The 23,632-nt window shown below is 70.6% G+C and carries 20 protein-coding genes; 8 read left to right on the top strand and 12 right to left on the bottom strand.

The genetic code is table 11. The annotated features are described in order from the left end of the window. Position 1: 1 nt before the first annotated feature. A complete protein-coding gene (tkt, locus tag ABZT02_RS32460; protein WP_356023849.1) occupies positions 2-2,077 on the bottom strand; it encodes a transketolase in 2,076 nt (691 codons plus the stop codon). Between the two features lie 146 nt (positions 2,078-2,223). Here tkt and ABZT02_RS32465 point away from each other — a divergent pair, with 146 nt between their 5' ends. Both ABZT02_RS32465 and ABZT02_RS32470 read left to right on the top strand, forming a co-directional pair. Then, the gene (locus tag ABZT02_RS32465) at positions 2,224-3,138 is read left to right on the top strand and encodes an AraC family transcriptional regulator (protein ID WP_356023851.1); all 915 of its coding nucleotides are present in this window, start codon (positions 2,224-2,226) and stop codon (positions 3,136-3,138) included. Positions 3,139-3,166: 28 nt separating this feature from the next. After that, on the top strand, positions 3,167-3,553 hold the full coding sequence (locus ABZT02_RS32470) for a VOC family protein (protein ID WP_356023853.1): 387 nt from the start codon (positions 3,167-3,169) through the stop codon (positions 3,551-3,553). A 49-nt stretch (positions 3,554-3,602) separates the two neighbouring features. Here ABZT02_RS32470 and ABZT02_RS32475 read toward each other — a convergent pair whose 3' ends face one another. Then, positions 3,603-4,988 carry a glycoside hydrolase family 16 protein gene (locus tag ABZT02_RS32475; RefSeq protein WP_356023855.1) on the bottom strand — a complete coding sequence of 462 codons (1,386 nt, stop codon included), beginning with the start codon at positions 4,986-4,988 and terminating at the stop codon, positions 3,603-3,605. A gap of 1,008 nt (positions 4,989-5,996) precedes the next feature. Then, positions 5,997-6,806 (bottom strand): SDR family oxidoreductase, encoded by an 810-nt coding sequence (locus ABZT02_RS32480; RefSeq protein ID WP_356023857.1) that lies wholly within the window; start codon positions 6,804-6,806, stop codon positions 5,997-5,999. 64 nt (positions 6,807-6,870) lie between these two features. Between ABZT02_RS32480 and ABZT02_RS32485 the strand changes: the two genes are divergently transcribed. Continuing rightward, the gene (locus ABZT02_RS32485; protein ID WP_356023859.1) at positions 6,871-7,656 is read left to right on the top strand and encodes a helix-turn-helix transcriptional regulator; all 786 of its coding nucleotides are present in this window, start codon (positions 6,871-6,873) and stop codon (positions 7,654-7,656) included. Positions 7,657-7,659: 3 nt separating this feature from the next. Here the strand turns inward: ABZT02_RS32485 and ABZT02_RS32490 are convergent, their stop codons facing one another. Both ABZT02_RS32490 and ABZT02_RS32495 read right to left on the bottom strand, forming a co-directional pair. Next, the gene (locus tag ABZT02_RS32490; RefSeq protein ID WP_356023861.1) at positions 7,660-8,895 is read right to left on the bottom strand and encodes an Ig-like domain-containing protein; all 1,236 of its coding nucleotides are present in this window, start codon (positions 8,893-8,895) and stop codon (positions 7,660-7,662) included. Between the two features lie 189 nt (positions 8,896-9,084). After that, entirely contained in the window at positions 9,085-11,187 is a 2,103-nt protein-coding gene (locus tag ABZT02_RS32495; protein ID WP_356023863.1) for an MMPL family transporter, read from the bottom strand. 196 nt (positions 11,188-11,383) lie between these two features. Here ABZT02_RS32495 and ABZT02_RS32500 point away from each other — a divergent pair, with 196 nt between their 5' ends. Beyond that, on the top strand, positions 11,384-11,791 hold the full coding sequence (locus ABZT02_RS32500) for a VOC family protein (RefSeq protein ID WP_356023865.1): 408 nt from the start codon (positions 11,384-11,386) through the stop codon (positions 11,789-11,791). On the opposite strand, the gene ABZT02_RS32505 is transcribed toward ABZT02_RS32500, so the two are convergent. The 4 genes from ABZT02_RS32505 to ABZT02_RS32520 form a co-directional block, all read right to left on the bottom strand. Then, positions 11,788-12,456: a response regulator transcription factor gene (locus tag ABZT02_RS32505; protein WP_356023867.1), complete on the bottom strand. Its 669-nt coding sequence runs from the start codon at positions 12,454-12,456 to the stop codon at positions 11,788-11,790. The genes ABZT02_RS32500 and ABZT02_RS32505 overlap by 4 nt on opposite strands. Further along, positions 12,453-13,649, bottom strand: a complete 1,197-nt coding sequence (locus ABZT02_RS32510; protein WP_356023869.1) for a sensor histidine kinase — start codon at positions 13,647-13,649, stop codon at positions 12,453-12,455. The genes ABZT02_RS32505 and ABZT02_RS32510 overlap by 4 nt, the downstream gene beginning before the upstream one ends. A 386-nt stretch (positions 13,650-14,035) precedes the next feature. Continuing rightward, positions 14,036-14,857, bottom strand: coding sequence for an IclR family transcriptional regulator (locus ABZT02_RS32515; protein WP_356023871.1), 822 nt, complete (start codon positions 14,855-14,857; stop codon positions 14,036-14,038). Further along, complete coding sequence (locus ABZT02_RS32520) at positions 14,854-15,273, bottom strand: MarR family transcriptional regulator (protein WP_356023873.1); 420 nt, start codon at positions 15,271-15,273, stop codon at positions 14,854-14,856. Before ABZT02_RS32520 ends, ABZT02_RS32515 begins: the two co-directional genes overlap by 4 nt. A 197-nt stretch (positions 15,274-15,470) precedes the next feature. Between ABZT02_RS32520 and ABZT02_RS32525 the strand changes: the two genes are divergently transcribed. Genes ABZT02_RS32525 through ABZT02_RS32540 form a run of 4 tightly spaced genes read left to right on the top strand, consistent with a single transcriptional unit; the run spans position 15,471 to position 19,249 of the window. Further along, a complete protein-coding gene (locus ABZT02_RS32525) occupies positions 15,471-16,388 on the top strand; it encodes an SDR family oxidoreductase (protein WP_356023875.1) in 918 nt (305 codons plus the stop codon). Continuing rightward, positions 16,388-17,263, top strand: coding sequence for an amidohydrolase family protein (locus ABZT02_RS32530; RefSeq protein WP_356023877.1), 876 nt, complete (start codon positions 16,388-16,390; stop codon positions 17,261-17,263). The genes ABZT02_RS32525 and ABZT02_RS32530 overlap by 1 nt, the downstream gene beginning before the upstream one ends. 10 nt (positions 17,264-17,273) lie before the next feature. Continuing rightward, positions 17,274-18,779 (top strand): o-succinylbenzoate--CoA ligase, encoded by a 1,506-nt coding sequence (gene menE, locus ABZT02_RS32535; protein ID WP_356023879.1) that lies wholly within the window; start codon positions 17,274-17,276, stop codon positions 18,777-18,779. 14 nt (positions 18,780-18,793) lie between these two features. Continuing rightward, entirely contained in the window at positions 18,794-19,249 is a 456-nt protein-coding gene (locus ABZT02_RS32540) for a MaoC family dehydratase (RefSeq protein ID WP_356023881.1), read from the top strand. Here ABZT02_RS32540 and ABZT02_RS32545 read toward each other — a convergent pair whose 3' ends face one another. From ABZT02_RS32545 to ABZT02_RS32555, 3 genes are all read right to left on the bottom strand, one after another. Further along, a complete protein-coding gene (locus ABZT02_RS32545) occupies positions 19,250-19,771 on the bottom strand; it encodes a hypothetical protein (RefSeq protein ID WP_356023883.1) in 522 nt (173 codons plus the stop codon). Between the two features lie 94 nt (positions 19,772-19,865). Then, on the bottom strand, positions 19,866-20,630 hold the full coding sequence (locus ABZT02_RS32550; protein ID WP_356023885.1) for a Crp/Fnr family transcriptional regulator: 765 nt from the start codon (positions 20,628-20,630) through the stop codon (positions 19,866-19,868). Between the two features lie 1,308 nt (positions 20,631-21,938). Continuing rightward, positions 21,939-23,612 (bottom strand): histidinol-phosphatase, encoded by a 1,674-nt coding sequence (locus ABZT02_RS32555; RefSeq protein ID WP_356023887.1) that lies wholly within the window; start codon positions 23,610-23,612, stop codon positions 21,939-21,941. Positions 23,613-23,632 lie beyond the last annotated feature (20 nt).

Consider the following 23,632-nt stretch of genomic DNA (forward strand, 5'->3'; position numbering starts at 1 on the left):
ATCAACCACGCGCGGCGGCCAGTGATTCCCTGGCTGCTGCGGCGACGTTCTCGGCGGTGAAGCCGAACTCGGCGAACAGAGTCTTGGCGTCGGCGGAGGCGCCGAAGTGTTCGAGGGAGACGATGCGTCCTGCGTCACCTGTGAAGCGGTACCACGTGAGACCGATACCGGCCTCGATTGCGACGCGGGCTCGCACGGACGGCGGAAGGACGCTCTCCCGGTACTCCCGCGGCTGCTCCTCGAACCACTCCACGGACGGCATCGACACCACCCGGGTGCCGGTCCCCTCCGCCTCCAGCTGCTCCCGCGCGGCGACGGCGAGCTGGACCTCGGAGCCGGTGGCGATGAGGACGACGTCCGGAATCTCCGTGGAGGACTCCCGGAGCACGTACCCGCCCTTGGCCGCGTCCGGGTTCGGGGCGTACGTCGGGACGCCCTGGCGGGTGAGCGCGAGGCCGTGCGGGGCCGGATCGGTGGCGTGCCGCTTGAGGATCTCGGCCCAGGCGATCGCGGTCTCGTTGGCGTCGGCCGGGCGGACGACGTTCAGGCCCGGGATGGCGCGCAGGGACGCGAGGTGCTCGACCGGCTGGTGGGTCGGGCCGTCCTCGCCGAGGCCGATCGAGTCGTGCGTCCAGACGTAGGTGACGGGCAGCTGCATCAGCGCGGACAGGCGCACCGCGTTGCGCATGTAGTCGGAGAACACCAGGAAGGTGCCGCCGTAGATGCGCGTGTTGCCGTGCAGCGCGATGCCGTTCATCGCGGCGGCCATCGAGTGCTCGCGGATCCCGAAGTGGACCGTACGGCCGTACGGGTCGGCCTCCGGCAGCGCGTTGCCCTTCGGCAGGAAGGAGCTCGTCTTGTCGATGGTGGTGTTGTTCGACCCGGCGAGGTCGGCGGAACCGCCCCACAGCTCGGGAAGCACCGGGCCCAGCGCCTGCAGGACCTTGCCGGAGGCCGCTCGGGTGGCGACGGACGTGCCCTCCTCGAAGACCGGGATCGCGGACTCCCAGCCCTCGGGGAGCTGCCCGGCGACGATCCGGTCGAAGAGCCGGGCCCGCTCGGGCTGCTCACCGCGCCACCCGGAGATCTGCTTGTCCCAGGCCGCGTGCGCCTCGGCGCCCCGGTCCAGGGCCAGACGGGTGTGACGGATGACCTCGTCCGGGACCTCGAAGCTCTTCTCCGGGTCGAACCCGAGGACACGCTTGGTGGCGGCGACCTCGTCGGCGCCGAGCGCGGAACCGTGGGCGGCCTCGGTGTTCTGGGCGTTCGGGGCGGGCCAGGCGATGATCGTGCGCATCGCGATGATCGAAGGCCGCTCGGTCTCGGCCTGGGCCGCCTTCAGGGCCGCGTACAGGGCGTGGACGTCGATGTCGCCGTCGGCGCCGGGCTCGATGCGCTGGGTGTGCCAGCCGTAGGCCTCGTACCGCTTCAGCACGTCCTCGGAGAACGCGGTGGCGGTGTCGCCCTCGATGGAGATGTGGTTGTCGTCGTAGACGAAGACCAGGTTGCCGAGCTTCTGGTGGCCGGCGAGGGAGGAGGCCTCGGCGGAGATGCCCTCCTCCAGGTCACCGTCGGAGACGATCGCCCAGATGGTGTGGTCGAAGGGGGACTCGCCCTCGGGGGCCTCGGGGTCGAAGAGGCCGCGCTCGTAGCGGGCGGCCATCGCCATGCCGACGGCGTTCGCGACGCCCTGGCCGAGCGGCCCGGTGGTGGTCTCGACGCCGGCGGTGTGCCCGTACTCGGGGTGACCGGGCGTCTTGGAGCCGTGGGTCCGGAAGGCCTTGAGGTCGTCCAGCTCCAGCTCGTACCCGGAGAGGTAGAGCTGGGTGTAGAGCGTCAGCGAGGTGTGCCCGGGGGAGAGGACGAAGCGGTCACGGCCGGTCCACTCGGGATCGGCCGGGTCGTGACGCATCACCTTCTGAAAGATCGTGTACGCCGCGGGCGCCAGAGCCATCGCGGTGCCCGGGTGGCCGTTCCCGACCTGCTGCACGGCATCCGCCGCCAAGAGGCGGGCGGTGTCGACGGCACGCCGGTCGAGTTCGGTCCATTCGAAGCTGTCCGGTGTCTGCGTGCTCATCTTCAAGAAATCCTCGATCGGAGCGGGATAGCTGGTCTGACGTGTTCAAACTTAAAAGTCTGACTTTTACGGGGGAAGGTCGCGGTGTGCCAGCCTGTGGTGAAAGTGGGACACGCAACGCTCCAGGCAGGCGGCACGAGCAGGACATGGCGGACAGAACAACCCAAGCCTCCATCCAAGGTGGAGACGGTGACGGCACAGTGGACGGGATCAGAACGTTCCCCTTCCCCAGCGAGCTGAGTGTGTGCGGAGTCGGCATGCAGGTCGGCCCCATGGGAGCCGGCCGCACCTGGCACGCGGATGCCCCGTTGGAGCGCGTCCACCGCATCGACTTCCATGTCGTGATGCTCTTCGACGGCGGTCCCGTGCGCCACATGATCGACTTCGCCGAGTACGAGGCGACGGCGGGCGACCTGTTGTGGATCCGTCCGGGCCAGGTCCACCGCTTCTCACCGACGAGCGAGTACCGCGGAACCGTGCTGACCATGCAACCGGGCTTCCTGCCGCGGGCGACGGTGGAGGCGACCGGGCTCTACCGCTACGACCTGCCGCCGCTGCTGCGGCCCTCCGACGCCCAGTTGGCGGGCCTCCAGGCCGCACTGGCCCAGTTGCAGCGGGAGTACGAGGACACGGCGACCCTTCCGCTGAGCCTGCACACCTCGGTGCTGCGGCACTCGTTGACGGCGTACCTGCTGCGGCTGGCCCACCTCGCGGCGAGTTCGGCGGAGGCCGGGCGGCGGGCCGAGTCGACGTTCACCCTGTTCCGGGACGCGGTGGAGAAGGGCTTCGCCACCAACCACAGTGTCAGCGCGTACGCCGACGCGCTGGGTTACTCCCGCCGGACCCTGGTGCGTGCGGTGCGCGCCGCCACGGGGGAGACGCCGAAGGGGTTCATCGACAAGCGGGTCGTTCTGGAGGCGAAGCGGCTGCTGGCTCACACCGACATGCCGATCGGGCGGGTGGGGGCCGCGGTGGGATTTCCGGACGCCGCGAACTTCTCCAAGTTCTTCCAGCAGCACACCGACATGACACCGGCGGCGTTCCGCGCGGACCTACGATAGGAGCGGACCTTCGACAGGAGGGGGCCCGATGGCCCGACTGCGAGACATCGTCTTCGACTGCGCCCACCCCGCCGCCACCGCGCGCTTCTGGGCGGCCGCCATGGACGGGTACGCCGTCGCTCCGTACGACGACGAGGAGTTGGCCCGGCTGAGGGCCCTCGGGATCACGGACGTCGAGGACGACCCGACCGTGCTCGTCGAGTCCTCGCAGGGCGGGCCCCGGCTGTTCTTCCAACGCGTGCCGGAGGGGAAGGGCGGCAAGAACCGGGTGCATCTCGACCTGTCCGCCGACGACCTGGAGACGGAGGCCGGACGGCTCGTCGGGCTCGGTGCGACGGTCCGGGAGCGGTTCACGGACCATCTCGTGCTCGTCGATCCCGAGGACAACGAGTTCTGTCTCTACGGTGCGACGTGATGCCTCACGAGGCGTGGGCCGCTCTCGCGAGGCATCACGAACAGATGGGTCAGTGACCGAAGTTGAACCAGTTCACGTTCACGAAGTCGGCAGGCTGGCCGCTGGTGAAGGTCAGATAGACGTTGTGGGTGCCGGTGACGGCGCCGATGTTCGCCGGGACCGTCCTCCAGGACTGCCAGCCCCCGGTGTTGGCGAGGGCGAAGCTGCCGACCGGAGTGGCGGTACGGCTGTCCAGGCGCACCTCGACCAGACCGCTGACACCGCCCGCCGCGCCGCTCGCCACCCGCGCGACGAACTGGGTCGCCGCCGTGGAGCCGAAGTTGACGTTCTGGTACAGCGCCCAGTCACCGTTGGCGAGCGAGGCGATGTTCTGGCCGCCGCCGGTGTCGGTCGTGGTCTCGGTACCGACACCGCTCTGACTGTTGTAGGCCTCCGCCTGGATGGTGCTGTAGGCGTCGACACCACCCGTGGGCGGCGGCGTGGTACCGCCCCCACCCGCCGACAGCACCTGGACGTAGTCCACGACCATGGGCACGCCGGACTGGGTGCCGGAGTCGAGGCCGCCGCCGAACGCGTCGGGGAAGGCGCCGCCCATCGCCACGTTGAGGATGATGAAGAAGCCGTGCTGGGTGGCGTTGGCCCAGGTCGTCGCGTCCACCTGGTTCGCGTTGACCGAGTGGAACTGGGTGCCGTCCACGAGGAAGCGGATCGTCTCGGGGCTCGCCGAGCGGTCCCACTCCATCGTGTAGGTGTGGAAGCCGGACTGGCAGGTCGAGCCGGGGCAGGCGACGTTGTTGCCGATACCCGTCGTCTCGTTGCAGGGGCCGCCCGGGTTGGTGCCGCAGTGCATCGTGGCCCACACCCGGTTCATGCCCTGGACGTTCTCCATGATGTCCAGCTCGCCCACGCCCGGCCAGTTCTGGTAGTTGCCGCGGTAGGGCGCGCCCAGTATCCAGAAGGCGGGCCAGTAGCCCTCGGCCGCGGTGCCGGTGACGTTGGGCATCTGGATGCGAGCCTCGACGCGCAGCTTGCCGCCCGACGGGGGCTGGAAGTCGGTGCGGTTGGTCTCGATGCGGCCCGAGGTCCAGTTGCCGGCCGAGTCGCGCAGCGGGGTGATGCGCAGGTTGCCGTTGCCGTCGAGCGCGACGTTGCTCGTGCTGTTGGTCATCCTCTCGACCTCGCCGGTGCCCCAGTTGGCGGGGCCGCCGGGGTAGGAGGTCCCGGTCGCGTACTGCCAGTTGGTGGTGGAGACGCCGGTTCCGGCGGAGCCGTTGAAGTCGTCCAGGAAGACCTGCGACCAGCCCGTGGGAGGCGTGGGGGCGGAGGCGTCGGCGGGGAGGGTGGCGGCCGTCGCTAGGGCGGCGGCCAGGCCGAGGGTGCTCAGCACGGCGACGAGAGCCCGTCGCCGTCTGGGTATGCCGGAGGTTTCACTCATGGGGGAGCCTCTCGGGTACGGGGTGGGGTGCGGGGTTGCGTGCGGGGTTGCGTGCTCTTCGAGCGCACTGTCTGAGAGCGCTCTCAAAGTGCGCCCAATGTGCTCTCGGCCACTCCGGTCGTCAAGAGGTGAAACAGTGAAAGTCGCTGCGCCCCAGGTGAGTTCACCCCGTGAATCCGACTCCACGGTCCCGGCGCGCGGGATTCGACGCGGTGCCCGGTGCAGGTCGTCCGGTCGGTCTCCGGCGTGGGTCCGATCCGCTCGACGTCCGGTGGGGGGCGCTGAGACGTGGGCCTCGCGTGGGCCTGGTCGGTGAGCGTGGGCAGGGCGAGTGCAGCGGTGGTCGGATTGTTCGCGTCGACCGGGACCCGGGCCCGGATGCCGTGTGCAGTCAGGTCTCGGCTCGGGGGACACGCGACGCTTTCGATCGAGCAGGCGCCCCGTGCGAAACCACCGCGCCCGGGGGCGCGCCCTGGCGGTGTGCTTGCTGAACTGCCTTGTGCCGGGTCGCATTCGGCGGTGGGCTTCCGTGGTGAGTGGGTGTCAGGTGTTCGAGGTGTCCAGGCGGGGTGCCAACCCTGGGGGCCGCCCTGGCGATGCGCTCGCCGGACTGCCGTGTGCCGACGTCGCGACAGGTGGTCAGGCACTTGTCGCGAGTGGGCGCCAGACGCTCCAGTGTCCAGCGCGGCGCCCGCCCTGGGGACCGTCCTGCCCATGCGTCGCCCAACTGCCAGGTTTCGGCGTCGGGTTCGACGGCCGGGCCATCGTGGCGGGTGGGTGTCAGGTGTTCCAGCTGTCCATGCGGGGCGCCCCGCCCTGGGGGTCGTCCGGTCGGTGTGTTGGACCAACGGCCGTGTGTCGGGGTCGGGTTCGACGGCGGGCTTTCGTGGCGGGTGGGTGTCAGGTGTTTTAGCCGTCCATGCGGGGCGCCCGCCCCCGGGGCCGCCCCTGGGCCCGCACCGTCGATGTGTCCGCCCAACTCCCGTGTGTCGGCGTCGCGACCGGCCGTCAGGCCTTGGTGGCGAGTGGGCGCCAGGCGTTCCAGGTGTCGAGTCGTTGTCGGTAGGCGGCCTCGACGACGGGATAGGGGTACGTGCCCAGGAAGAGCCGCAGGGGTGGCTTGTCCGTGTCGGCCAGTTCGAGGATGACCTCGGCGGTGGCCGCGGGGTCCTGGGGTGCGCGGGCCGCGGCCCCGGCCCGGCGTGCCTCGCGGATCGGCTCGTAGGCGGCGAGGGGCTCGGTGTGCACCGCGGAGGAGCCGGACCAGTCGGTGCCGTACGGGCCGGGTTCGACGATCGTGACGCGGACGCCGAGCGGGCCGACCTCCTGGGCGAGCGCCTCGCTCATGCCCTCCAGCGCCCACTTGGAGGCGTTGTAGAGGCCCAGGGAGGGGAACGCGGCCAGGCCGCCGATGCTGGACACCTGAAGGATGTGCCCGGCGCCCTGGGCGCGCAGGACCGGCAGAGCGGCCTGGGTCACCCACAGCGGGCCGAGCACGTTCGTGTCCAGCTGGGCGCGGGCCTGTTCCTCGGTGGTCTCCTCGACCATGCCGAACAGGCCGTAGCCCGCGTTGTTGACGACCACGTCGAGGCGGCCGAAGATGTCGGCGGCCCGCTGCACGGCGGTGAAGGCGGCCGCTCGGTCGGTGACGTCGAGGGTGAGGGGCAGGACGCTGTCGCCGTAGGTGTCGGCGAGGGGCTTCAGGGACTCGACGCGGCGGGCGGTGGCGGCCACGCGGTCGCCTCGGGACAGTGCGGCCTCGGCCCAGATCCGGCCGAAGCCGCGGGACGCGCCGGTGATGAACCAGGTCTTCTCCATGCCCTCGACCCTGCGCCCTCCACCGGACGGCAGCCAGCACCCCCGGAGGGTTACCCTTCCCGGCATGGCGGCCGACAACGCGTTCGGAGAGTTCCTCAAAGCCCGGCGGGGACGGATCCCGCCCTCGCGTGCGGACCTGCCCGCGCACGGCAGGCGCCGGGTCGCGGGACTGCGTCGCGACGAACTGGCCCGGCTGGCCGGCATCAGCGAGCCGTATCTGACCCGTCTGGAACAGGGCGTCGACCAGCATCCGTCACCGCAGGTGCTGCGGGCGCTCGCCCGGGCGCTGGAGCTGGACACGGACGCCTCGGCGCACCTGTTCGCGCTCGCCGCGCCCGGTCCCGTACGGCCGACGGAGACCGAAGTGGCCCCGGACCTGCACCAGTTGATCGACGCGTGGGCGGGCACCCCGGCGTATGTGCGCGACCGGCGGTTCGACGTGCTGGCCGCCAACAAGTGGGCCCGCGCGCTCGCCCCGATGTACGAGCCCGGGCGCAACCTGGCCCGGGACATGTTCCTCGACCCGGCGGCCCGCCGGCTGTTCCCGGACTGGCCCGGGATCGCCGCGCAGACGGCCGCCGCCCTGCGCGCCGAGGCCGACCCGCGCGATCCCGGGGTCGCGCGGCTCGTCGCCGAACTGGAGGCGGACGGGGACTTCCGTGGCCTCTGGGCGCGGCACGACGTGCGGCCCTCCCGAGACGAGCTCAAACGCTTCGCGCATCCGGTCGTGGGTGAGCTCGCCCTGCGGCGGCAGGCACTCACCGTCGGGGGCGCCGAGCAGCAGGTGATCATCGTCTACCAGGCGGTGCCGGGAAGCCCCTCCGAGGCCGCGCTGGCCAGGCTCCTGTGACCTCTAGACCGCGCTGCCGGCCTTCCAGTCCGACCACGACAGGTTCCAGCCGTTGAGTCCGTTGGACGGTTCGACGGTCTTCTCGCCGGAGTTCTTCACGATGACGACGTCGCCGAGCAGGGAGCTCTCGTAGAACTCGTAACCGTCCACGGAGCTGTCGTTCGCGCCCTTGGCGTCATGCAGGCCGACGCAGCCGTGGCTGGTGTTCTCGTGGCCGAACACCGAGGTGGCCGCCCAGTAGTTGCCGTGCACGAAGGTCCCGGAGGTGGTCAGGCGCTGGGCGTGCGGGACGTCGGAGATGTCGTACTCGTCGCCGAGCCCGACCGTCGAGGACTCCATGCGGGTCTGCTTGAACCGCTCGCTGATCACCATGATCCCGGACCAGGTGGTGTGGTCGGAGTCGCCGCCGCTGACCGGGTAGGTGGCGGTCGTCGCACCGTTCCGCGCGACCACCATCTCCTTGGCGGACAGGTCGACCGTGCTGATCTGCTCGCGGCCGATGTGGAAGGTGACGTCCTTCGACTGGACGCCGTAGACGCCGTCCGTGCCCTGGACGTCCTTGAGCCGCAGACTGAGCGTGATCTTCGTGCCGGCCGCCCAGTAGGTCTCGGGCCGGAAGTCGAGCCGGGTGTCGCTGAACCAGTGGCCCACGATCTCCACCGCGGGCTCCGCGGTCACGGTGATGGCCTTCTGGACGGCGGCCTTGTCGGACACGGCATGGGTGAAGTTGATCGACACGGGCATGCCGACGCCGGAGGTGGAGCCGGCCTCGGGGGTGAAGTAGCCCACGAACGTCTCGCCGGGGGACCTGGTGGTGAAGGTCGCCGTCTCCTCGGTGCCGCCCGCCGCCGTGACCGCGACCGTGTACTTGGTGCCCGAGTACGGGTTCCTGGAGGAGGTCCATTTCGTCTTCGTGGCGTTGTAGCTTCCGTCGAGTGCGGAGCCGTCGTTGCCCGTGACCTTCACCGAGGTGAGGGTGCCGTCCGTGACCGTGATCTCGACGGGGGTGGCGAAGCCGGCCTTCGTGGTGCCGTCAGCCGGGGTGACCGAGACGACGGCCTTCTTGGCCGCCGCCCGCACGGACGTGGTCGCCTCCGACCCCTGGGAGGCGTCCGCCGAACCGCCGCTGCACCCCGTCAGCAGGGTCGCGGCCGGTAGGGCGCCGAGCGCGGCGAGGATCCCGCGCCGGGACCACTTCTCCGACTGCTCGGACCGGTTCGATATGTGCGAGTCGCCCACTGCAGGCCTTCCTGAGATATCCGCCTTTGCGGGTGCAGCGTGCGCCTCGCACCTGGGGCGATCCTTTGAATCGCCGGGCCACTGGCTGAGATTCCGATGAGGAGACGTCGAGAGACGCCTCGACCACCGACGGACACGGGGAACGGCGGAACCCCGGCCACCGACCGCCGGGGCACCGCCGCCCGTCCGTCAGACGTTCGCCGACACGGACCGCTCGGGCGTGGCCGCCTCCCGCAGCCCGAACCGGTCGTGCAGCGCGCGCAGCGGCTCGGGCGCCCACCAGGCACGCCGGCCGAGCAGCGCCATGGTCGCCGGGACCAGCAGCATCCGTACGACCGTCGCGTCGATCAGCACCGCCAGGGTCAGGCCGAGACCGATCTGGAGGATGGGGGAGAACCCGCCGGTCATGAAGGCGCCGAAGACCACGGCGAGCAGCAGCGCGGCACAGGTGACGACCCGCCCGGAGCGGCGCAGCCCGGTCACCACGGCTCCCTGATCGTCGCCGGTGCGCTGCCGGGACTCCCGCATCCGGGCCAGGATGAACAGCTCGTAGTCCATGGCGAGCCCGAAGGCGATCGACACGATCAGCGGCGGGGCGGTCAGGCTCAGCGCGCCCAGGCCCTCGCCGCCGAGCAGCCCGGCCCCGTGGCCGTCCTGGAAGACCCACACCACCACGCCGAGCGCCGCGCCCAGGCTGAGCAGGGTGGTCGCGATGGTGCGCAGCGGGATCAGCACCGAGCCGGTGAAGGCGAACAGCAGGACGAAGACGGCGGCCAGGACGGTCAGCGCCGCCCAGGGCGCCCGGTCGGCGAGCATGGCGCGGAAGTCGACCAGCCGGGCCGCGACCCCGGTCACCTCGACGGGCTCGTCGCCACGCACGTCCCGTACCCGCTCGACCAGGCCGGTGGCCGCCCCGCCGTCCGCGCTGCCGGGCGGCTGGAGCTCCACGACGGTGTTGCCGCCCGGCAGTCGGCGGGACTCGGCGTTCGGGACCAGGGCGCGGATCCGGTCGGCGGTCGCGGTGTCGGTGCCGGGCTTGAGGACGACGACCACGGGGGAGACGCCGGTGCCCTTCGGGAAGTGCGCGCCCACGGTGTCGTACAACTGCCGGGCCTCGGTGCCTGCGGGCAGTTGCCGGGCGTCACCGATGGCGATGCGCAGGCCGGTCACGGGCAGGGCGAGGACCAGCAGAGCCGGGACGACGATGACCAGAACGGCGATCCGGCGGCGCTGCGCGAAGCGGGCCAGGCGAGCGAAGACCCGGCCCTCCTCGTCCGCGGAGCGTGCCTTCGAGGGCCGGATCCGCCCGCCGAACTTCGTGAGCAGCGCGGGCAGCAGGGTGATCGCGGCCAGCATGTCGACCACCACGACGGCGGCGACCGCCAGGCCCATGCTGCGCAGGAACACGCTCGGGAAGACCAGCAGCCCGGTCAGACTGACGGCCACGGTGAGCCCGGAGAACAGGACGGTCCGGCCGGCCGCGTCGACCGTGCGGTGCACGGCCTCGACCAGGTCGTCGGTGTGCCGTCGTTCCTCGCGGAAGCGCACCAGCATCAACAGGGCGTAGTCGATGGCGAGTCCGAGGCCGAGCATGGTGGTGACCTGGATCGCGTACACCGAGATGTCGGTGACCTGGCTGAAGGCGAACAGTCCGAGGAACGCGCCCGCGATCCCGCTCACCGCGATCACCAGCGGCAGCGCGGCGGCGCGCAGTCCCCCGAACACGACCAGCAGCAGGGCGAGTACGACCGGAAGGGAGATCAACTCGGCGTTCTTCACGTCTTCCTGGGCGCGCTCGCCGAGCTGTCGGCCGAGCAGTTCGCCGCCGCTGACGTGGACGTCGGGCGCGTCGATCCGCTTGATCGTCCTGACGGCCGTGTCGGTCGCCTTCTCCTCGGCCTCGTCGCTGAGGCCGCCCTCGAAGGTGACGGGGATGACGAGCGCCTGTCCGTCACGGGCGAGGAGACCGGGGGTGGTGTACGGGTCCGGCACGTCGGCCACCCCGGCGATCCCGCGGACCTCGGCGACGGTTCGCTCGACCTGGGCGCGCAGGGCCGCGTCGGAGACGGACTCGCCCGCGACGACCGCGGTGACGGACTCGCCGGCCGGGTCCACGCCGGAGAGATGGTCGTCGGCCGCGTCGGACTCGGTGCCGGGCACGTCGGGCACATCGTCGGAGAGGTCGGCGAAGACGCCCGTGCCGAGGCCGAAGCCCAGCAGCAGAAAGGCGGCCCAGAGGCCGATGACGGTCAGCGGGCGGCGGGTCGCTGCCCTGGCGAGTGTGGAGAGCACGGTCGCCTCCCGGCGAGTTGAGGAGTGGTACCGACCTCAGACTCATGCCGCGGGCGTGATCACCGGATCGCCGGGGCGGGCGGTTTCCGGGCCTCCGCCGTACGGGTGAGACGGGATTCTCCCTCACTCCGGGGAGGGAGGAATCTTCGGTACCGGTCGCGGAGTTGGAGACGGGAGAGACCATCTAGGAGGCCGCATGTCCGAGGTACCGCCCGCCGTCCGTGAACTCCGTCTCGTCGTCACGGCGGACGACTACGACGAGGCGTTGCGCTTCTACCGGGACGTCCTCGGGCTGCCGGAACGCGCCGCGTTCTCTTCGCCCGACGGGCGGGTGACCATTCTGGAGGCGGGGCGGGCGACGCTGGAGCTGACGGATCCTAACCATGCGGCGTTCATCGACGAGGTGGAGGTCGGCCGGCGGGTCGCCGGGCACATCAGGGTCGCCTTCGAGGTCGACGACTCGACCGTCATGACGGCCAGGCTGGCCGAGGCGGGTGCGGAGGTGGTCGCCGAACCGACCAGCACGCCTTGGAACTCGCTCAACTCCCGCCTGGAAGCGCCTGGTTCGCTTCAGCTGACCCTCTTCACCGAACTCGGGGACTAGGGAGCACCCGGGGCCACCAGGCCTGTCTCGTACGCGCAGATCACCGCCTGGACGCGGTCCCGCAGCCCCAACTTGCCGAGCACATTGCTGACATGGGTCTTGACCGTGTGCTCGCTCACGAACAGGGTCGTGGCGATCTCCGCGTTGGACAGGCCCCGGGCCAGCATCCGCAGGGTCTCCACCTCGCGGGCCGTCAGGACGTCCAGGCGGTCCGGGGTGGCCCCGGTGGTGGCCTCCTCGCGGCGGCGGCGCACGATGTCCGCGACCAGGCGGCGGGTGATGGTCGGAGCGAGCAGCGAGTCGCCGCCCGCGACCACGCGGACCGCGTGCACGAGGTCGTCGCGGCGCACGTCCTTGAGGAGGAAGCCGCTGGCTCCGGCGTACAGCGCGTCGTACACGTACTCGTCGAGGTCGAACGTGGTCAGCATGACCACCTTGCAGCTCGACCGGGCGCACACCCGCCGGGCCGCCTCCAGGCCGTCCATGACGGGCATCCGGATGTCGAGGAGCAGAACGTCCGGGGTGTGACGCTCCACCGCGGCGACCGCCTCGGCGCCGTCCCCGGCCTCGGCGACCACCTCGATGTCCTGCTGCGCCTCCAGGATCATGGTGAAGCCGCTGCGGACCAGTTCCTGGTCGTCGGCGACGACCACCCGGATGCTCACCCGAGGGCCGCTTCCCGGTCCGCGACGGCGGGCAGCCGTACGACGACCCGGAAGCCCCCCTCCGGTCCCGGGCCGGTCTCCGCGCTGCCCCCGCAGGCGGCCGCGCGCTCCCTGAGGCCGATCAGCCCGTGCCCGCCGCGCGTGCCCGCCGGCCCCCTGCCGTCGTCGGTCACCGTGAGGGTCAACTCGTCCTCCGCCCAGTCGAGTTCCACCTGTGCGCAGGAAGCGTACGCGTGCTTCACCGTGTTGGTCAGGGCTTCCTGCACCGCGCGGTAGGCGGCGACCTCGGTGTCCGGGGGCAGAGGGCGCGGTCTGCCCCGCGCGGTCGACTCGACCCGCAGTCCCGTCGACTCGGAGACCTGCCGGACCAGGGACGGGAGCCCGGCGAGATCCGGCTGAGGCAGCCGGGCGGCGCCACCCCGGCGCTCCTCCTCCTTCAACACGCCCAGAATCCGTCGCAGTTGGGCCATCGCGTCCCGGCCGCTGGCGGCGATCGCCTCGAACGCGGCCTCGGCGCGGGCCGGATCACTGCGCACCACGACCGGTCCCGCCTCCGCCTGGACGACCATCAGGCTCACCGCGTGGGCCAGGATGTCGTGCATGTCCCGGGCGATCCGGGAGCGTTCCTGGGCGATGGCCCGCGCGGTCTCCGCGGCCCGCTCCCGTTCCAGCCGGCGGGCCCGGTCCTCGACGGCGGCGGTGTACGCGCGCTGGACGCGGGCCAGTACGCCGAGGCCGTAGGCGCAGATCATGCCGGTGATGTGGAAGGCGTACTCGAAGGGCTCGGAGTGCTCCTTGTGCCGCATGGTCAGCACGGCCCCGAGCAGCCAGCTCGCCAGCATCGTGCGGCGTTGCCAGGGCAGACCCTGGGCGGCCATGGTGTAGAGGACGACCAGTCCGCCGTAGAGCACGTCCGGCGGTGGCGCGTGGTAGTAGGCCATCGCCGTGGTGGCCGCCGAGACGGCCAGGGCGCACGCGTAGGGGTGGCGGCGGCGCCAGACCAGGGGGACGGCGGTGGCGGCGCCCAACAGCCAGCCGACCAGGGTCAGCCGGTCGTCGCCCTCGTCCGGGAACATCCACTGCAGGGAAGCGGCGAACAGCACGAGCACGGCGAGCGCGCTGTCGACGACGTACGGGTTCGTCGTCCTCATACGGGTCACGACGGGGGCGTACCAGGACCGGGCGGCGGACATGAGCGGCTCCTCGGGGCCGGGGCCGTTCCAGTATCACGACGCCGGTGGGGCCGGGGCCTCACCGGTGAGGGGGATATCCGGTGCCGGAACGGAGCGCGTTCGCGGGCTTCGGCCCAGGGGCCGGGAGATCCCTGGCGCTGCGGGTCCCCTTGTGGGGATCAGTGGTCGGGTCCCTTACCTGGACCGGGCGGCGGACATGAGCGGCTCCTCGGCGTCGGGGCCTCACCGGTGAGGGGGATATCCGGTGCCGGTACGGGGCGCGTTCGCGGGCTTCGGCCCAGGGGCCGGGAGATCCCTGGCGCTGCGGGTCCCCTCGTGGGGATCAGTCATCGGGTCCCGTACCTGGACCGGGCGGCGGACATGAGCGGCTCCTCGGCGTCGGGGCCTCACCGGTGAGAGGGATGTCCCGCGCCCGACCGTGGCGTGACCGTCGGCTGCCAGCCCAGCGCCCGCGAGATCCCGAGCGCCGCGAGCCGTACCGCCGGGATCAGCGCCGGTACCTGGGCGTCCGCCTGGGGCACGACGACCGACACGGCCGCGACCACCGTCCCGTCGGGTCCGCACACGGGGGCCGCCACCGACAGGGCGTCGTCGGTGACCTGACGACTGCTCACCGCCACGCCGGTGCGCCGGACCTCGGCCAGGACCCGGCGCAGCTTCGCCGGTTCGGTGATGGTGTACGGCGTGAAGATCGCGAGCGGGGCCGCGCAGTACTCCTCCTGCTCCCGCGGCTCGCAGTGCGCCAGCAGCACCAGGCCGACCCCGGTGGCGTGCAGCGGCCAGCGCGCCCCGACCCGGATGTGCACGCCGACCGACGAACGCCCCGCGATCCACTCGATGTAGACGACGTCCGAGCCGTCCCGCACCGCCAACTGCACGTTCTCGTGGGTGGCCTCGTACAGGTCCTCCAGGTACGGCAGCGCCAGCTGCCTGAGCGCGACGCCGCGCGGCGCGAGCGCGGCGACCTCCCAGAGGCGGAGCCCGACGTGGTAGACCCCGGCGTCGTCCCGCTCCAGTGCGCCCCAGTCGGTCAGCGCGCCCACCAGCCGGTGTGTGGTCGTCAGCGCCAGCCCGGCCCGTCGGCTGATGTCGGTCAGGCACAGCGCCGGGTGGTCGTGGTCGAACGCGGCGAGCACGGACAGCAGCCGGTCCGGGGCGGTGGGGGCGCCGCGGCCCGAGCCCGGCCGGGAGTCGGGAAGGGCGGTCATGGCCGGTCGGCGACCCTCAGCAGGAGGGACTGGAGCGTCTCGCGTTCCGCGGGGTCCAGCGGCGCGAGCAGGTCGTTGGTCACCCGGCGGCCCGCCTCGTCGGTGCCGCGCAGGAAGGCCCGGCCGTTCTCGGTGAGTACGACGATCTTGCTGCGGCGGTCGTCCGGGGAGGGGCGGCGCTCGGTCATCCCGAGCTTCTCCAGGTCGTCGACGAGGCCGACGATCGCGCTGGGGTCGTAACCCAGCCGGGTGCTCAGCTCCCGCTGGAGGGCGCCCTCGGCGCCGGCGAGATAGCGCAGCACCGCGTAGTGCCGCAGCCTGAGCCCCGACTCCTGGAGGAACGTGTTGAAGAGCTGACCCGAGCGCAGGCCCAGGCGGTACAGCAGGTAACCGGTGTCCGCGTGCAGCCCGCGCATCCACGGCTCCTCCGAGTCGATGGGCTTCGGGGTGACGTGCTGGCGTGTGATGGCGGGCTCCTCGTGCTCGGTGTGTCAGGGAGATTCCAGCATGACGCACCCGAAGGTCGCCAACAACTATTGACGTCACCAATTATTGCTCTTAGCTTCGATCTCGTAGCCGCACCCGAAGCATCAGCTCGTGAAGGGACCCGCTCGTGCCCAGCATCGATCTCTCCGGCAAGGTCGCCGTCGTCACCGGCAGTGGCCGGGGCCTCGGCCTCGCCTACGCGCACGCCCTTGCCGCCCACGGCGCCTCCGTGGTCGTCAACGACGTCGACGAGGCGGTCGCCGAGCAGGCCGTGAAGTCCATCGCCGAGGCGGGCGGCACCGCCGTCGCCGAGGTCGTCCCGGTCGGCACCACGGAGGCCGCGGAGCGCCTGGTCAACCGGGCCGTGGCGGAGTTCGGGCGGCTCGACGTCCTGGTCACCAACGCGGGCATCCTGCGCGACAAGGTGCTGTGGAAGATGACCGACGACGACTTCGACGCGGTGATCACCACCCACCTCAAGGGCACCTTCACCTGCGCCCGGGCCGCTGCCGTCCGGATGCGCGAGCAGGGCGAGGGCGGCACCCTGATCCTGGTCGGCTCCCCGGCCGGGCAGCGCGGCAACTTCGGTCAGACGAACTACGCCGCCGCCAAGGCCGGCATCGCCGCCTTCGCCCGCACCTGGTCCATGGAGCTGGGCCGCGCGAACATCACGGTCAACGCGATCGTGCCGGTCGCGGCCACCGCGATGACCGAGACCATCCCCGCCTTCGCCCCGTACATCGAGGCCATGAAGAACGGCGAGGCGCTGCCGGACTTCCTGCGCAAGGGCGAGGGCTTCGGCACCCCCGAGGACTGCGCGGCCCTCGTCCCCTTCCTCGCCTCCGAGGCCGCCCGGGGCATCACCGGTCAGGCCATCGGCATCGGCGGCGACAAGGTGGCACTCTGGTCCCACCCGCAGGAGATCAAGACCGCCTACGCCGACGGCGGCTGGACCCCCGAGACCCTGGCCGACGCCTTCCCGACGTCGGTCGGCGCCGAACTGCAGACCGTCGGCATCCCGGCACCGAAGCTTCCGGAGGCCTGATGGACATCGACGAGCTGGTCGCCATCGACGTGCACACCCACGCGGAGGTCTCCTCCAAGGGGCACTCCTCGCTGGACGACGATCTGCACGACGCCTCCTCCGCCTACTTCAAGGTCGAGGGCAAGCGGAAGCCGACCCTGGAGGAGACCGCCGCCTACTACCGCGAGCGGAAGATGGCCGCCGTGATCTTCACGGTGGACGCCGAGTCCGCGACCGGCACCGCGCCCGTCCCGAACGAGGAGGTCGCCGAGGCGGCGGCCGCCAACTCCGACGTGCTGATCCCCTTCGCCTCCATCGACCCCTTCCGCGGCAAGGCGGGCGTCAAGCAGGCCCGCCGCCTGGTCGAGGAGTACGGGGTGAAGGGCTTCAAGTTCCACCCCAGCATCCAGGGCTTCTTCCCCAACGACCGCGCGGTGGCCTACGAGCTCTACGAGGTGATCGAGGAGACGGGCACCATCGCCCTCTTCCACACGGGCCAGACGGGCATCGGCGCCGGAGTCCCGGGCGGCGGCGGCATCCGCCTCAAGTACTCCAACCCGCTCCACGTGGACGACGTGGCGGCCGACTTCCCGCACCTGAAGATCATCCTGGCGCACCCGTCGTTCCCCTGGCAGGACGAGGCCCTCGCCGTCGCCACCCACAAGCCGGGCGTGCACATCGACCTGTCCGGCTGGTCGCCGAAGTACTTCCCGCCGCAGCTCGTGCAGTACGCGAACACGCTGCTCAAGGACAAGGTCCTCTTCGGCTCCGACTTCCCCGTCCTCACCCCCGACCGCTGGCTCGCCGACTTCGCGAAGCTGTCGATCAAGGACGAGGTGAAGCCGAAGATCCTCAAGGAGAACGCCGCCCGTCTGCTCGGGCTGACCAAGCCGTAAGGGGCCCCAGATGCGCAACGAGGGACTGGGTTCGTGGCCCGCACGCCGGGCCCGCAAGACCCCGCACCGCACCGCCCTGATCCACGGCGACACGACGGTCACCTACGCCGAGCTGCACACCCGCGTCACCCGCCTCGCGCACGCCCTGCGTGCCCGGGGCATCCGGCGCGGCGACCGGGTCGCCTACCTCGGCCCCAACCACCCCTCCTACCTGGAGACGCTGTTCGCCGCCGGCACCCTCGGCGCGGTCTTCGTCCCCCTCAACACCCGCCTCGCCGGACCGGAGATCGGCTACCAGCTCTCCGACTCCGGAGCCAGGGCACTGGTCTACGGCCCCTCGCACGCGGGTCTCGTCGCCGGACTGCCGGGCAGCACCGACGTGCGGACGTACGTCGAAGTCGGCGCCGAGTACGAGCAGTTGCTCGCCGAGTCACCGGCCGAGCCGATCGACGAGCCGGTCTCGGCCGACGACACCTGCATCATCATGTACACCTCGGGCACCACCGGCCGCCCCAAGGGCGCCATGCTCACCCACGGCAACCTCACCTGGAACGCGATCAACGTCCTCGTCGACACCGACCTGATCGCCGACGAACGCGCCCTCGTCTCCGCCCCGTTGTTCCACACGGCGGGCCTGAACATGCTGACGCTCCCGGTGCTGCTCAAGGGAGGCACCTGCGTCCTGGTCGAGGCCTTCGACCCGAGCGCCACCTTCGACCTGATCGAGCAGCACCGGATCACCTTCATGTTCGGGGTGCCGACGATGTTCGAGCAGGTGGCGAGGCACCCGCGCTGGGCGGACGCGGACCTGTCGTCGCTGCGGATCCTCACCTGTGGCGGCTCACCGGTGTCGACACCCCTCATCGCCGCCTACCAGGAGCGCGGGCTCACCTTCCTCCAGGGCTACGGCATGACCGAGGCCTCGCCCGGAACCCTGTTCCTGGACGCCGAGCACGCCATCAGCAAGGCGGGTTCGGCGGGTGTGCCGCACTTCTTCAGCGACGTCCGGGTCGTACGGCCGGACCTGGCGCCCGTCGACGCCGACGAGACCGGCGAGGTCGTGCTCCGCGGCCCGCACGTCATGCCCGGCTACTGGGGGCTGCCCGAGGAGACCGCCGCCTCCTTCGCGGACGGCTGGTTCCGCAGCGGGGACGCGGCCCGGGTCGACGAGGACGGATACGTCTTCATCGTCGACCGCATCAAGGACATGATCATCTCCGGTGGCGAGAACATCTACCCCGCCGAGATCGAGGACCTGCTCCTCGGTCATCCGGACATCGCCGAGTGCGCGGTCATCGGCGTCCCGGACGACAAGTGGGGCGAGGTGCCGCGGGCGGTCGTCGTCCCCCGCGAGGGCGCCACCCCCGACCCCGACGAGGTCCTGGCCTCGCTGGCCGGGCGACTCGCCAAGTACAAGATCCCCAAGTCGGTGGTGGTCGCGGACGAACTTCCGCGCACCGCCTCCGGCAAGCTCCTCAAGTCCCGGGTGCGCAAGCGCTACGGCTCCAACTCATAGGCAAGGACAGCTACATGAGCGTCACCGTCAACGGCATCGACGAACTGAAGAAGCTCGCCGGCGGCGACCTCGGCACCAGCGAGTGGATCGAGGTCACCCAGGAGCGCATCAACACCTTCGCCGACGCCACGGGCGACCACCAGTGGATCCACGTGGACCCCGAGAAGGCGGCGGCGGGCCCCTTCGGCGCCCCCATCGCGCACGGCTACCTCACCCTCTCGCTGTTCATCCCGCTCTTCACCGAGCTCCTGGACGTCCAGGGCGTCACCACGAAGGTCAACTACGGCCTGAACAAGGTCCGTTTCCCCTCCCCGGTGAAGGTGGGCTCCCGCATCCGCCTCGTCGCCAAGCTCACGGACGTCGAGGAGGTGCCGGGCGGTGTGCAGATCACCGTGGACGGGGCGATAGAGATCGAGGGCGGGGCCAAGCCGGCGGCGGTGCTCCAGAGCCTGTCGCGGTTCTACGCCTGATCAGGTCGCCCTGCGCAGGGTGCGGATCCGCTGCAGCGCGACGCCGACGGCGTTCTTGAGCTCGATGCGGGCGTATTCCTGTTGCATCGCGGCCTCCAGGCGCGCGTTCAGTTCGGCGCTCGCGATCTGGCCCGTCGCCGGTACCGGCGAAAGCACCGTGGCCAGATAGCGGTCGAGGCGTTCCACGACGGCCTGGAGTTCGGGGCGGATGGGCTCCGTACCCTGTGCGGTGTCCTCGAGGAGGTGGCGCAGGCCGTGCAGCGGCTCGAAGTCCGCCGCGCGGCACGGCTTGTGAGCGTCTCCGCACAGCTTCTCGACGAGCCTCTTGAGGTAGGTCGTGGCGTCGTCGAAGTCGTGTCCGTCTTCGTCGGACCTGCGCATGCGCTTGATCCAGGCGAGCGCCTGCCGGTGATGACGGAAGGTGAGAACCGCGATCAAGGTCGCGGCCACGCCGCAGACGACGCCCACCAGGGCGGATCCCGTGTCTCCTCCGGCGGCCGAGATGGTCGTGCTGGACATCATGGGTGTGATCCGTTCATGAGAACGCGCACGCACACCCCCTGAGGAAGCGCGCGGGACACGTTCGGGGGCGGGGGCCAGGAGCGGTCGCGCTGGTCTACGAGATCCCGGCCGTGCGGCGGAGCGCGGGCAGGTCCGTGACGACGAACTGTCGGTATCCGCTGCGCAGTACGCCGTCACGGGGCAGACCGCTGTCCTTGCCGGGTTTGCGCAGCAGACGGAGCGTGTTCTCCACGGTCGACACGCCCAGCAGGAGGGCGTCCGCCATGTCCTTCTGGCTCGGGCCCTGGATGGTGACCTGGCCGGGCTCGGCGGGGTCGGCGGTCCCGGCGATCGCCGCGAGATGGACTAGCAGCGCACTGACCCGTTGCACGGGCAGGCGGGTCAAGGTGCCGTAGATCATCTCGTCGGTGCGGTTACGGTCCTCCAGGCTGCGCAGCAGGGCCAGTTGGATGTGGGGGCGCCGACGCAGGAGGAGGTTCATGTCCTGCAGGGGGCAGGGCATGACCCAGGTCGTGGTGAGGCAGGTCGTCTTGACCGTGGCGTCCGGCTCGATGAGCTTGGCCTCGCCGAGCAGTTCGCCGACGCCTCGGAAGCGGATGATCTTGGGTGCGCCTTTGCCGGGGCCGAAGGGGTGGCGCTCCTGTCGGACGCAGCCGCCCAAAACGATGTGCACGTGTTCGTCGCCCCGCCCGATGGGCAGTTCGTCGTCGCGTTGGTAGACGCGACTGTCGGCACCCCAGGAGCTGACCAGCAACGGCCAGGCCCCGTCCGGAAGATGAGCGAGAAAGCTGCCGGGCCGCATGGCCTGGCGCCCCTTGAGGACGTCGGCGGTCCGGAAGGCGTCGACCTTGGGGACCATCAGCGGTCCCCGGTCGCGCGGGCCGCGGTCATGGGTGGGCGGTCGTGCCGCGGTGCCGCACCGGGGTCGTCACGCAGTGTCAGGTGTGACGCCGTGTCACGAGATCGGGCGGGGGATATGCCGAAGCCGTCGGCGATGGCGGTGTCCATCGGTCTGAGGTCCTTCTTGCCGGTGAGGGTGGGATCCGGGTGCACCGCTGGCTGCGGCCCACCCGGGCGACGGGTCCAGGTCCTCTCCCTCGCGTGTCGGTCCGGTGGTTAGTCGGCTGCGAGGCGAAGACGTTTTGACAAGTTACCCCCCTGCCCCAGGAAATCGCCAGTCACGGATGACGGAGAGCAAAGTTTCCTGTCGAGGGCCCGGAGAGGGAAATCTCTCCCTCGCGAGAGGGAGTTCCCGCATCCGCTTCCACGGGCATGTGATGTGCATCACAGTGCCGTGAGTGGGATGGATCGATACGGGTTTATCTGCAAGGGGGTCGTTGATAATCCATGCGCTCTGTTGCGAATTTTTACCGCAGATGAGCGGCGAGGCGCCCACTGGTAAACGCGAGGGAAAATGAGGAGGCTCCGGGGAACCACCCCCGAAGCCTCCCGCAAAGGGCCTGGACCCGTCGAGGTTCAGACCGATACCCAGTAAACACCACCTGCCTGGAAAAGGTCACCCGAGGTGGCAACTCCCTGGCCCGGGTCCCCACGGGGAGGGGTTTGTGCAGTCGACTTGGGCGGCGGGGCCGACGGCGCTCGGCGCGGCCTCGGCGCGGGTGAAAAGAGCCTCTTGTTACGTTTGGGTACCTATGTTCCGCGCCTTGTTCAGTTTGTCTTGTGTGTAAGCGCATCAGTGGTGAATGGCGATCACTTGAGGATCATTCCCGACCGGTCGGCCCGGGATGATCGTGCCCGAAAGTGAGGTCGCTCGCGTGTTCGGTGTATGCAGTATGTGTTCACTCCTGCATAAATCTACGCGGCATATTCACCGCTGCCCGGACCGTATTTTCTGCCTCTGAATTCTCCCGGCCCGGCCTGCCGTGATGGGGTGATGTGATTTTGTCGATATGGGGACCGGGAAATTCGGCGAGCTTATTGGGGGGCGTGGCCACCCTCTTCGTCGAATGGTGCCGGAGGTGAATCACCGCACCTCGCCCCGGCCCTCCTATTGGCGCTGAGGGCCCCGTCGAAACGGCGGCACCGGTGTGCCAGGGGCAATCGACATCGATCCGTTCTTCAACTCTGAGTAGCGATCCGGACACGTTTCGCGCACTCCTGCGGTGAGCCGGCGCCTACGCAAAGTGAACGTGGAGGTGACCAACCGTCAGGATCCTGCGATGTCAACGAAGACGGGGTTGGAATAGAACCACGTGTCCGCCCACGGGTCACCGTTGCCGGGCTCGTGGGGAATCGGTCCGTGCGGGTCGACCGAGGCGCCGAGGTAGCCCGTGCCGTGCCGGTTGCCGTCGCTGCCGCGCAGCCGGACGTAGAAGGACTCGTCCCCTGCGGTCAGCGGGATGCGCAGGGTGTACGTCCCCCTGCGGCCGGACACGTCCTTCGTCTGTACGACCTTCGTGTCGGGCGCCTTCCAGCCGTCCCGGTCGCTCACCGGACCACGCACCGCGCCCCGGATCACGTCCAGGTGCGCCAACTCCGGCAGGATCCCCTGCGGGTTGGCCCGGGAGGCGCTGGTGACCGTCACGTACAGCGTGATCTTCTCGCCCTTGCGGACCCGCAGCCGGCCGCCCAGGGTCACACCGCGGCCCGGGTCGCAGTCCCGCTTCACCCGGACGTCGAGCCCGTCGAGGAGGTGCCCGTGGTCCACCCAGACCCGGCCCGCGCGCAGGCCCGCCATGACCGAGCGGTAGCCGTAGCGGGTCACGCCGACGTGAGTGCGGCTGAACTGGCCCGGCCAAAAGTCGCTGCCGGGCTGCGGGGTGTCGGTGTTCACCGGGTCGGGCAGCTTGCCGGTGTTGTCGAAGTTCTGGCCGGCCGGCCAGTCGCCGTTCTTCCAGGTGTCGAAGACGGTGCGGTGGTTGTCGGAGTTCGTGGTGATCGAGAACAGGCTGCCTTCCGCCAGCATCGAGTCCCACAGCCCGCCGACGGTCGCCGTCGCCCAGTCGAAGCCGCCGTACGTCAGATACGCGTCCGCCGGATAGCCCGGCCAGGACTGCGCCGAGGGCTTGTTCTCGTACTCGCCGCGGATCGACGTCGTCCCGCGCCAGCCGGGGATCGCCGCGCCCTGGGCGCCCGGCGCGCCCTCCATGCCGATCATGATCTCGGGGGCGGCGTCCCGCCAGCCCCGCATCTCGTGCGGGGAGTCGATGCCGAGGCGCAGCGGGTGGTTGGCGAGGACGAGGACGTCGTCCACGTAGCCCGAACGGCGCTGCTCCGCCAGCCACTTGATCGCCTTGACGGCGTGTGCCTCGTTGCGTGCGGTGTCGGCGGCGCCCGCGGACCCCTCGGTGTAGTTGAGGAGCTTGCCGTCGTAGGCCAGCTCGAACCGCGTGAGCAGGTCGGTCTCGTGCGGGCCGGGGGCCGCGAACACCGTGCAGTGCTCGGCGGCCGGGATGTACCACTCCAGGCCCTGGAAGATCAGCTGGCGCGGGTTCTCCGCGCGGGCCCTGACGATCTCCGCGTGCTCCAGCTTGGCGCCGTAGTAGGCGTGTCCGAAGTTGGAGTGCTCGTTGAAGACCATCCAGTCGAGGCCGTACCTCGCGGCGGCCTGCGCCTGCTGGGAAAAGGTGTACTTGGCGTCGTGGCTGTACACGGAGTGCACGTGGTGGTCGCCCACCAGGTAGGCGAGGCGCGGGTCCTCGCCGCCGAGACCCCGCTTCCCGGAAGCGGCGAAGGCGGGGGTGGCCGCCGAGCCGAGGGCGAACGCGGCGCCGAACAGGCCCGCGCGGCGCAGGAGTCCGCGCCTCGACACACCCTGTGCGTCGAGGTCGGCGGGGTGGACGGAGGGATCGGCCCAGGAGGGCAGCTGCTGCTCGGTCATCGTGGTCCCAGTCGGTGAGT

The sequence above is a fragment of the Streptomyces sp. NPDC005402 genome, assembly GCF_040606575.1.
Classification (GTDB): domain Bacteria; phylum Actinomycetota; class Actinomycetes; order Streptomycetales; family Streptomycetaceae; genus Streptomyces.

Coding starts and splice junctions, on each gene's coding strand:
- ABZT02_RS32550 (WP_356023885.1), bottom strand. CDS start 20,630: ATGGTCCCCAAGGTCGACGCCTTCCGGACCGCCGACGTCCTCAAGGGG.
- ABZT02_RS32480 (WP_356023857.1), bottom strand. CDS start 6,806: ATGGAGAAGACCTGGTTCATCACCGGCGCGTCCCGCGGCTTCGGCCGG.
- ABZT02_RS32465 (WP_356023851.1), top strand. CDS start 2,224: ATGGCGGACAGAACAACCCAAGCCTCCATCCAAGGTGGAGACGGTGAC.
- ABZT02_RS32470 (WP_356023853.1), top strand. CDS start 3,167: ATGGCCCGACTGCGAGACATCGTCTTCGACTGCGCCCACCCCGCCGCC.
- ABZT02_RS32540 (WP_356023881.1), top strand. CDS start 18,794: ATGAGCGTCACCGTCAACGGCATCGACGAACTGAAGAAGCTCGCCGGC.
- ABZT02_RS32520 (WP_356023873.1), bottom strand. CDS start 15,273: ATGCGCGGGCTGCACGCGGACACCGGTTACCTGCTGTACCGCCTGGGC.
- ABZT02_RS32515 (WP_356023871.1), bottom strand. CDS start 14,857: ATGACCGCCCTTCCCGACTCCCGGCCGGGCTCGGGCCGCGGCGCCCCC.
- ABZT02_RS32475 (WP_356023855.1), bottom strand. CDS start 4,988: ATGAGTGAAACCTCCGGCATACCCAGACGGCGACGGGCTCTCGTCGCC.
- ABZT02_RS32500 (WP_356023865.1), top strand. CDS start 11,384: ATGTCCGAGGTACCGCCCGCCGTCCGTGAACTCCGTCTCGTCGTCACG.
- ABZT02_RS32485 (WP_356023859.1), top strand. CDS start 6,871: ATGGCGGCCGACAACGCGTTCGGAGAGTTCCTCAAAGCCCGGCGGGGA.
- ABZT02_RS32545 (WP_356023883.1), bottom strand. CDS start 19,771: ATGATGTCCAGCACGACCATCTCGGCCGCCGGAGGAGACACGGGATCC.
- ABZT02_RS32555 (WP_356023887.1), bottom strand. CDS start 23,612: ATGACCGAGCAGCAGCTGCCCTCCTGGGCCGATCCCTCCGTCCACCCC.
- ABZT02_RS32510 (WP_356023869.1), bottom strand. CDS start 13,649: ATGTCCGCCGCCCGGTCCTGGTACGCCCCCGTCGTGACCCGTATGAGG.
- menE (WP_356023879.1), top strand. CDS start 17,274: ATGCGCAACGAGGGACTGGGTTCGTGGCCCGCACGCCGGGCCCGCAAG.
- tkt (WP_356023849.1), bottom strand. CDS start 2,077: ATGAGCACGCAGACACCGGACAGCTTCGAATGGACCGAACTCGACCGG.
- ABZT02_RS32530 (WP_356023877.1), top strand. CDS start 16,388: ATGGACATCGACGAGCTGGTCGCCATCGACGTGCACACCCACGCGGAG.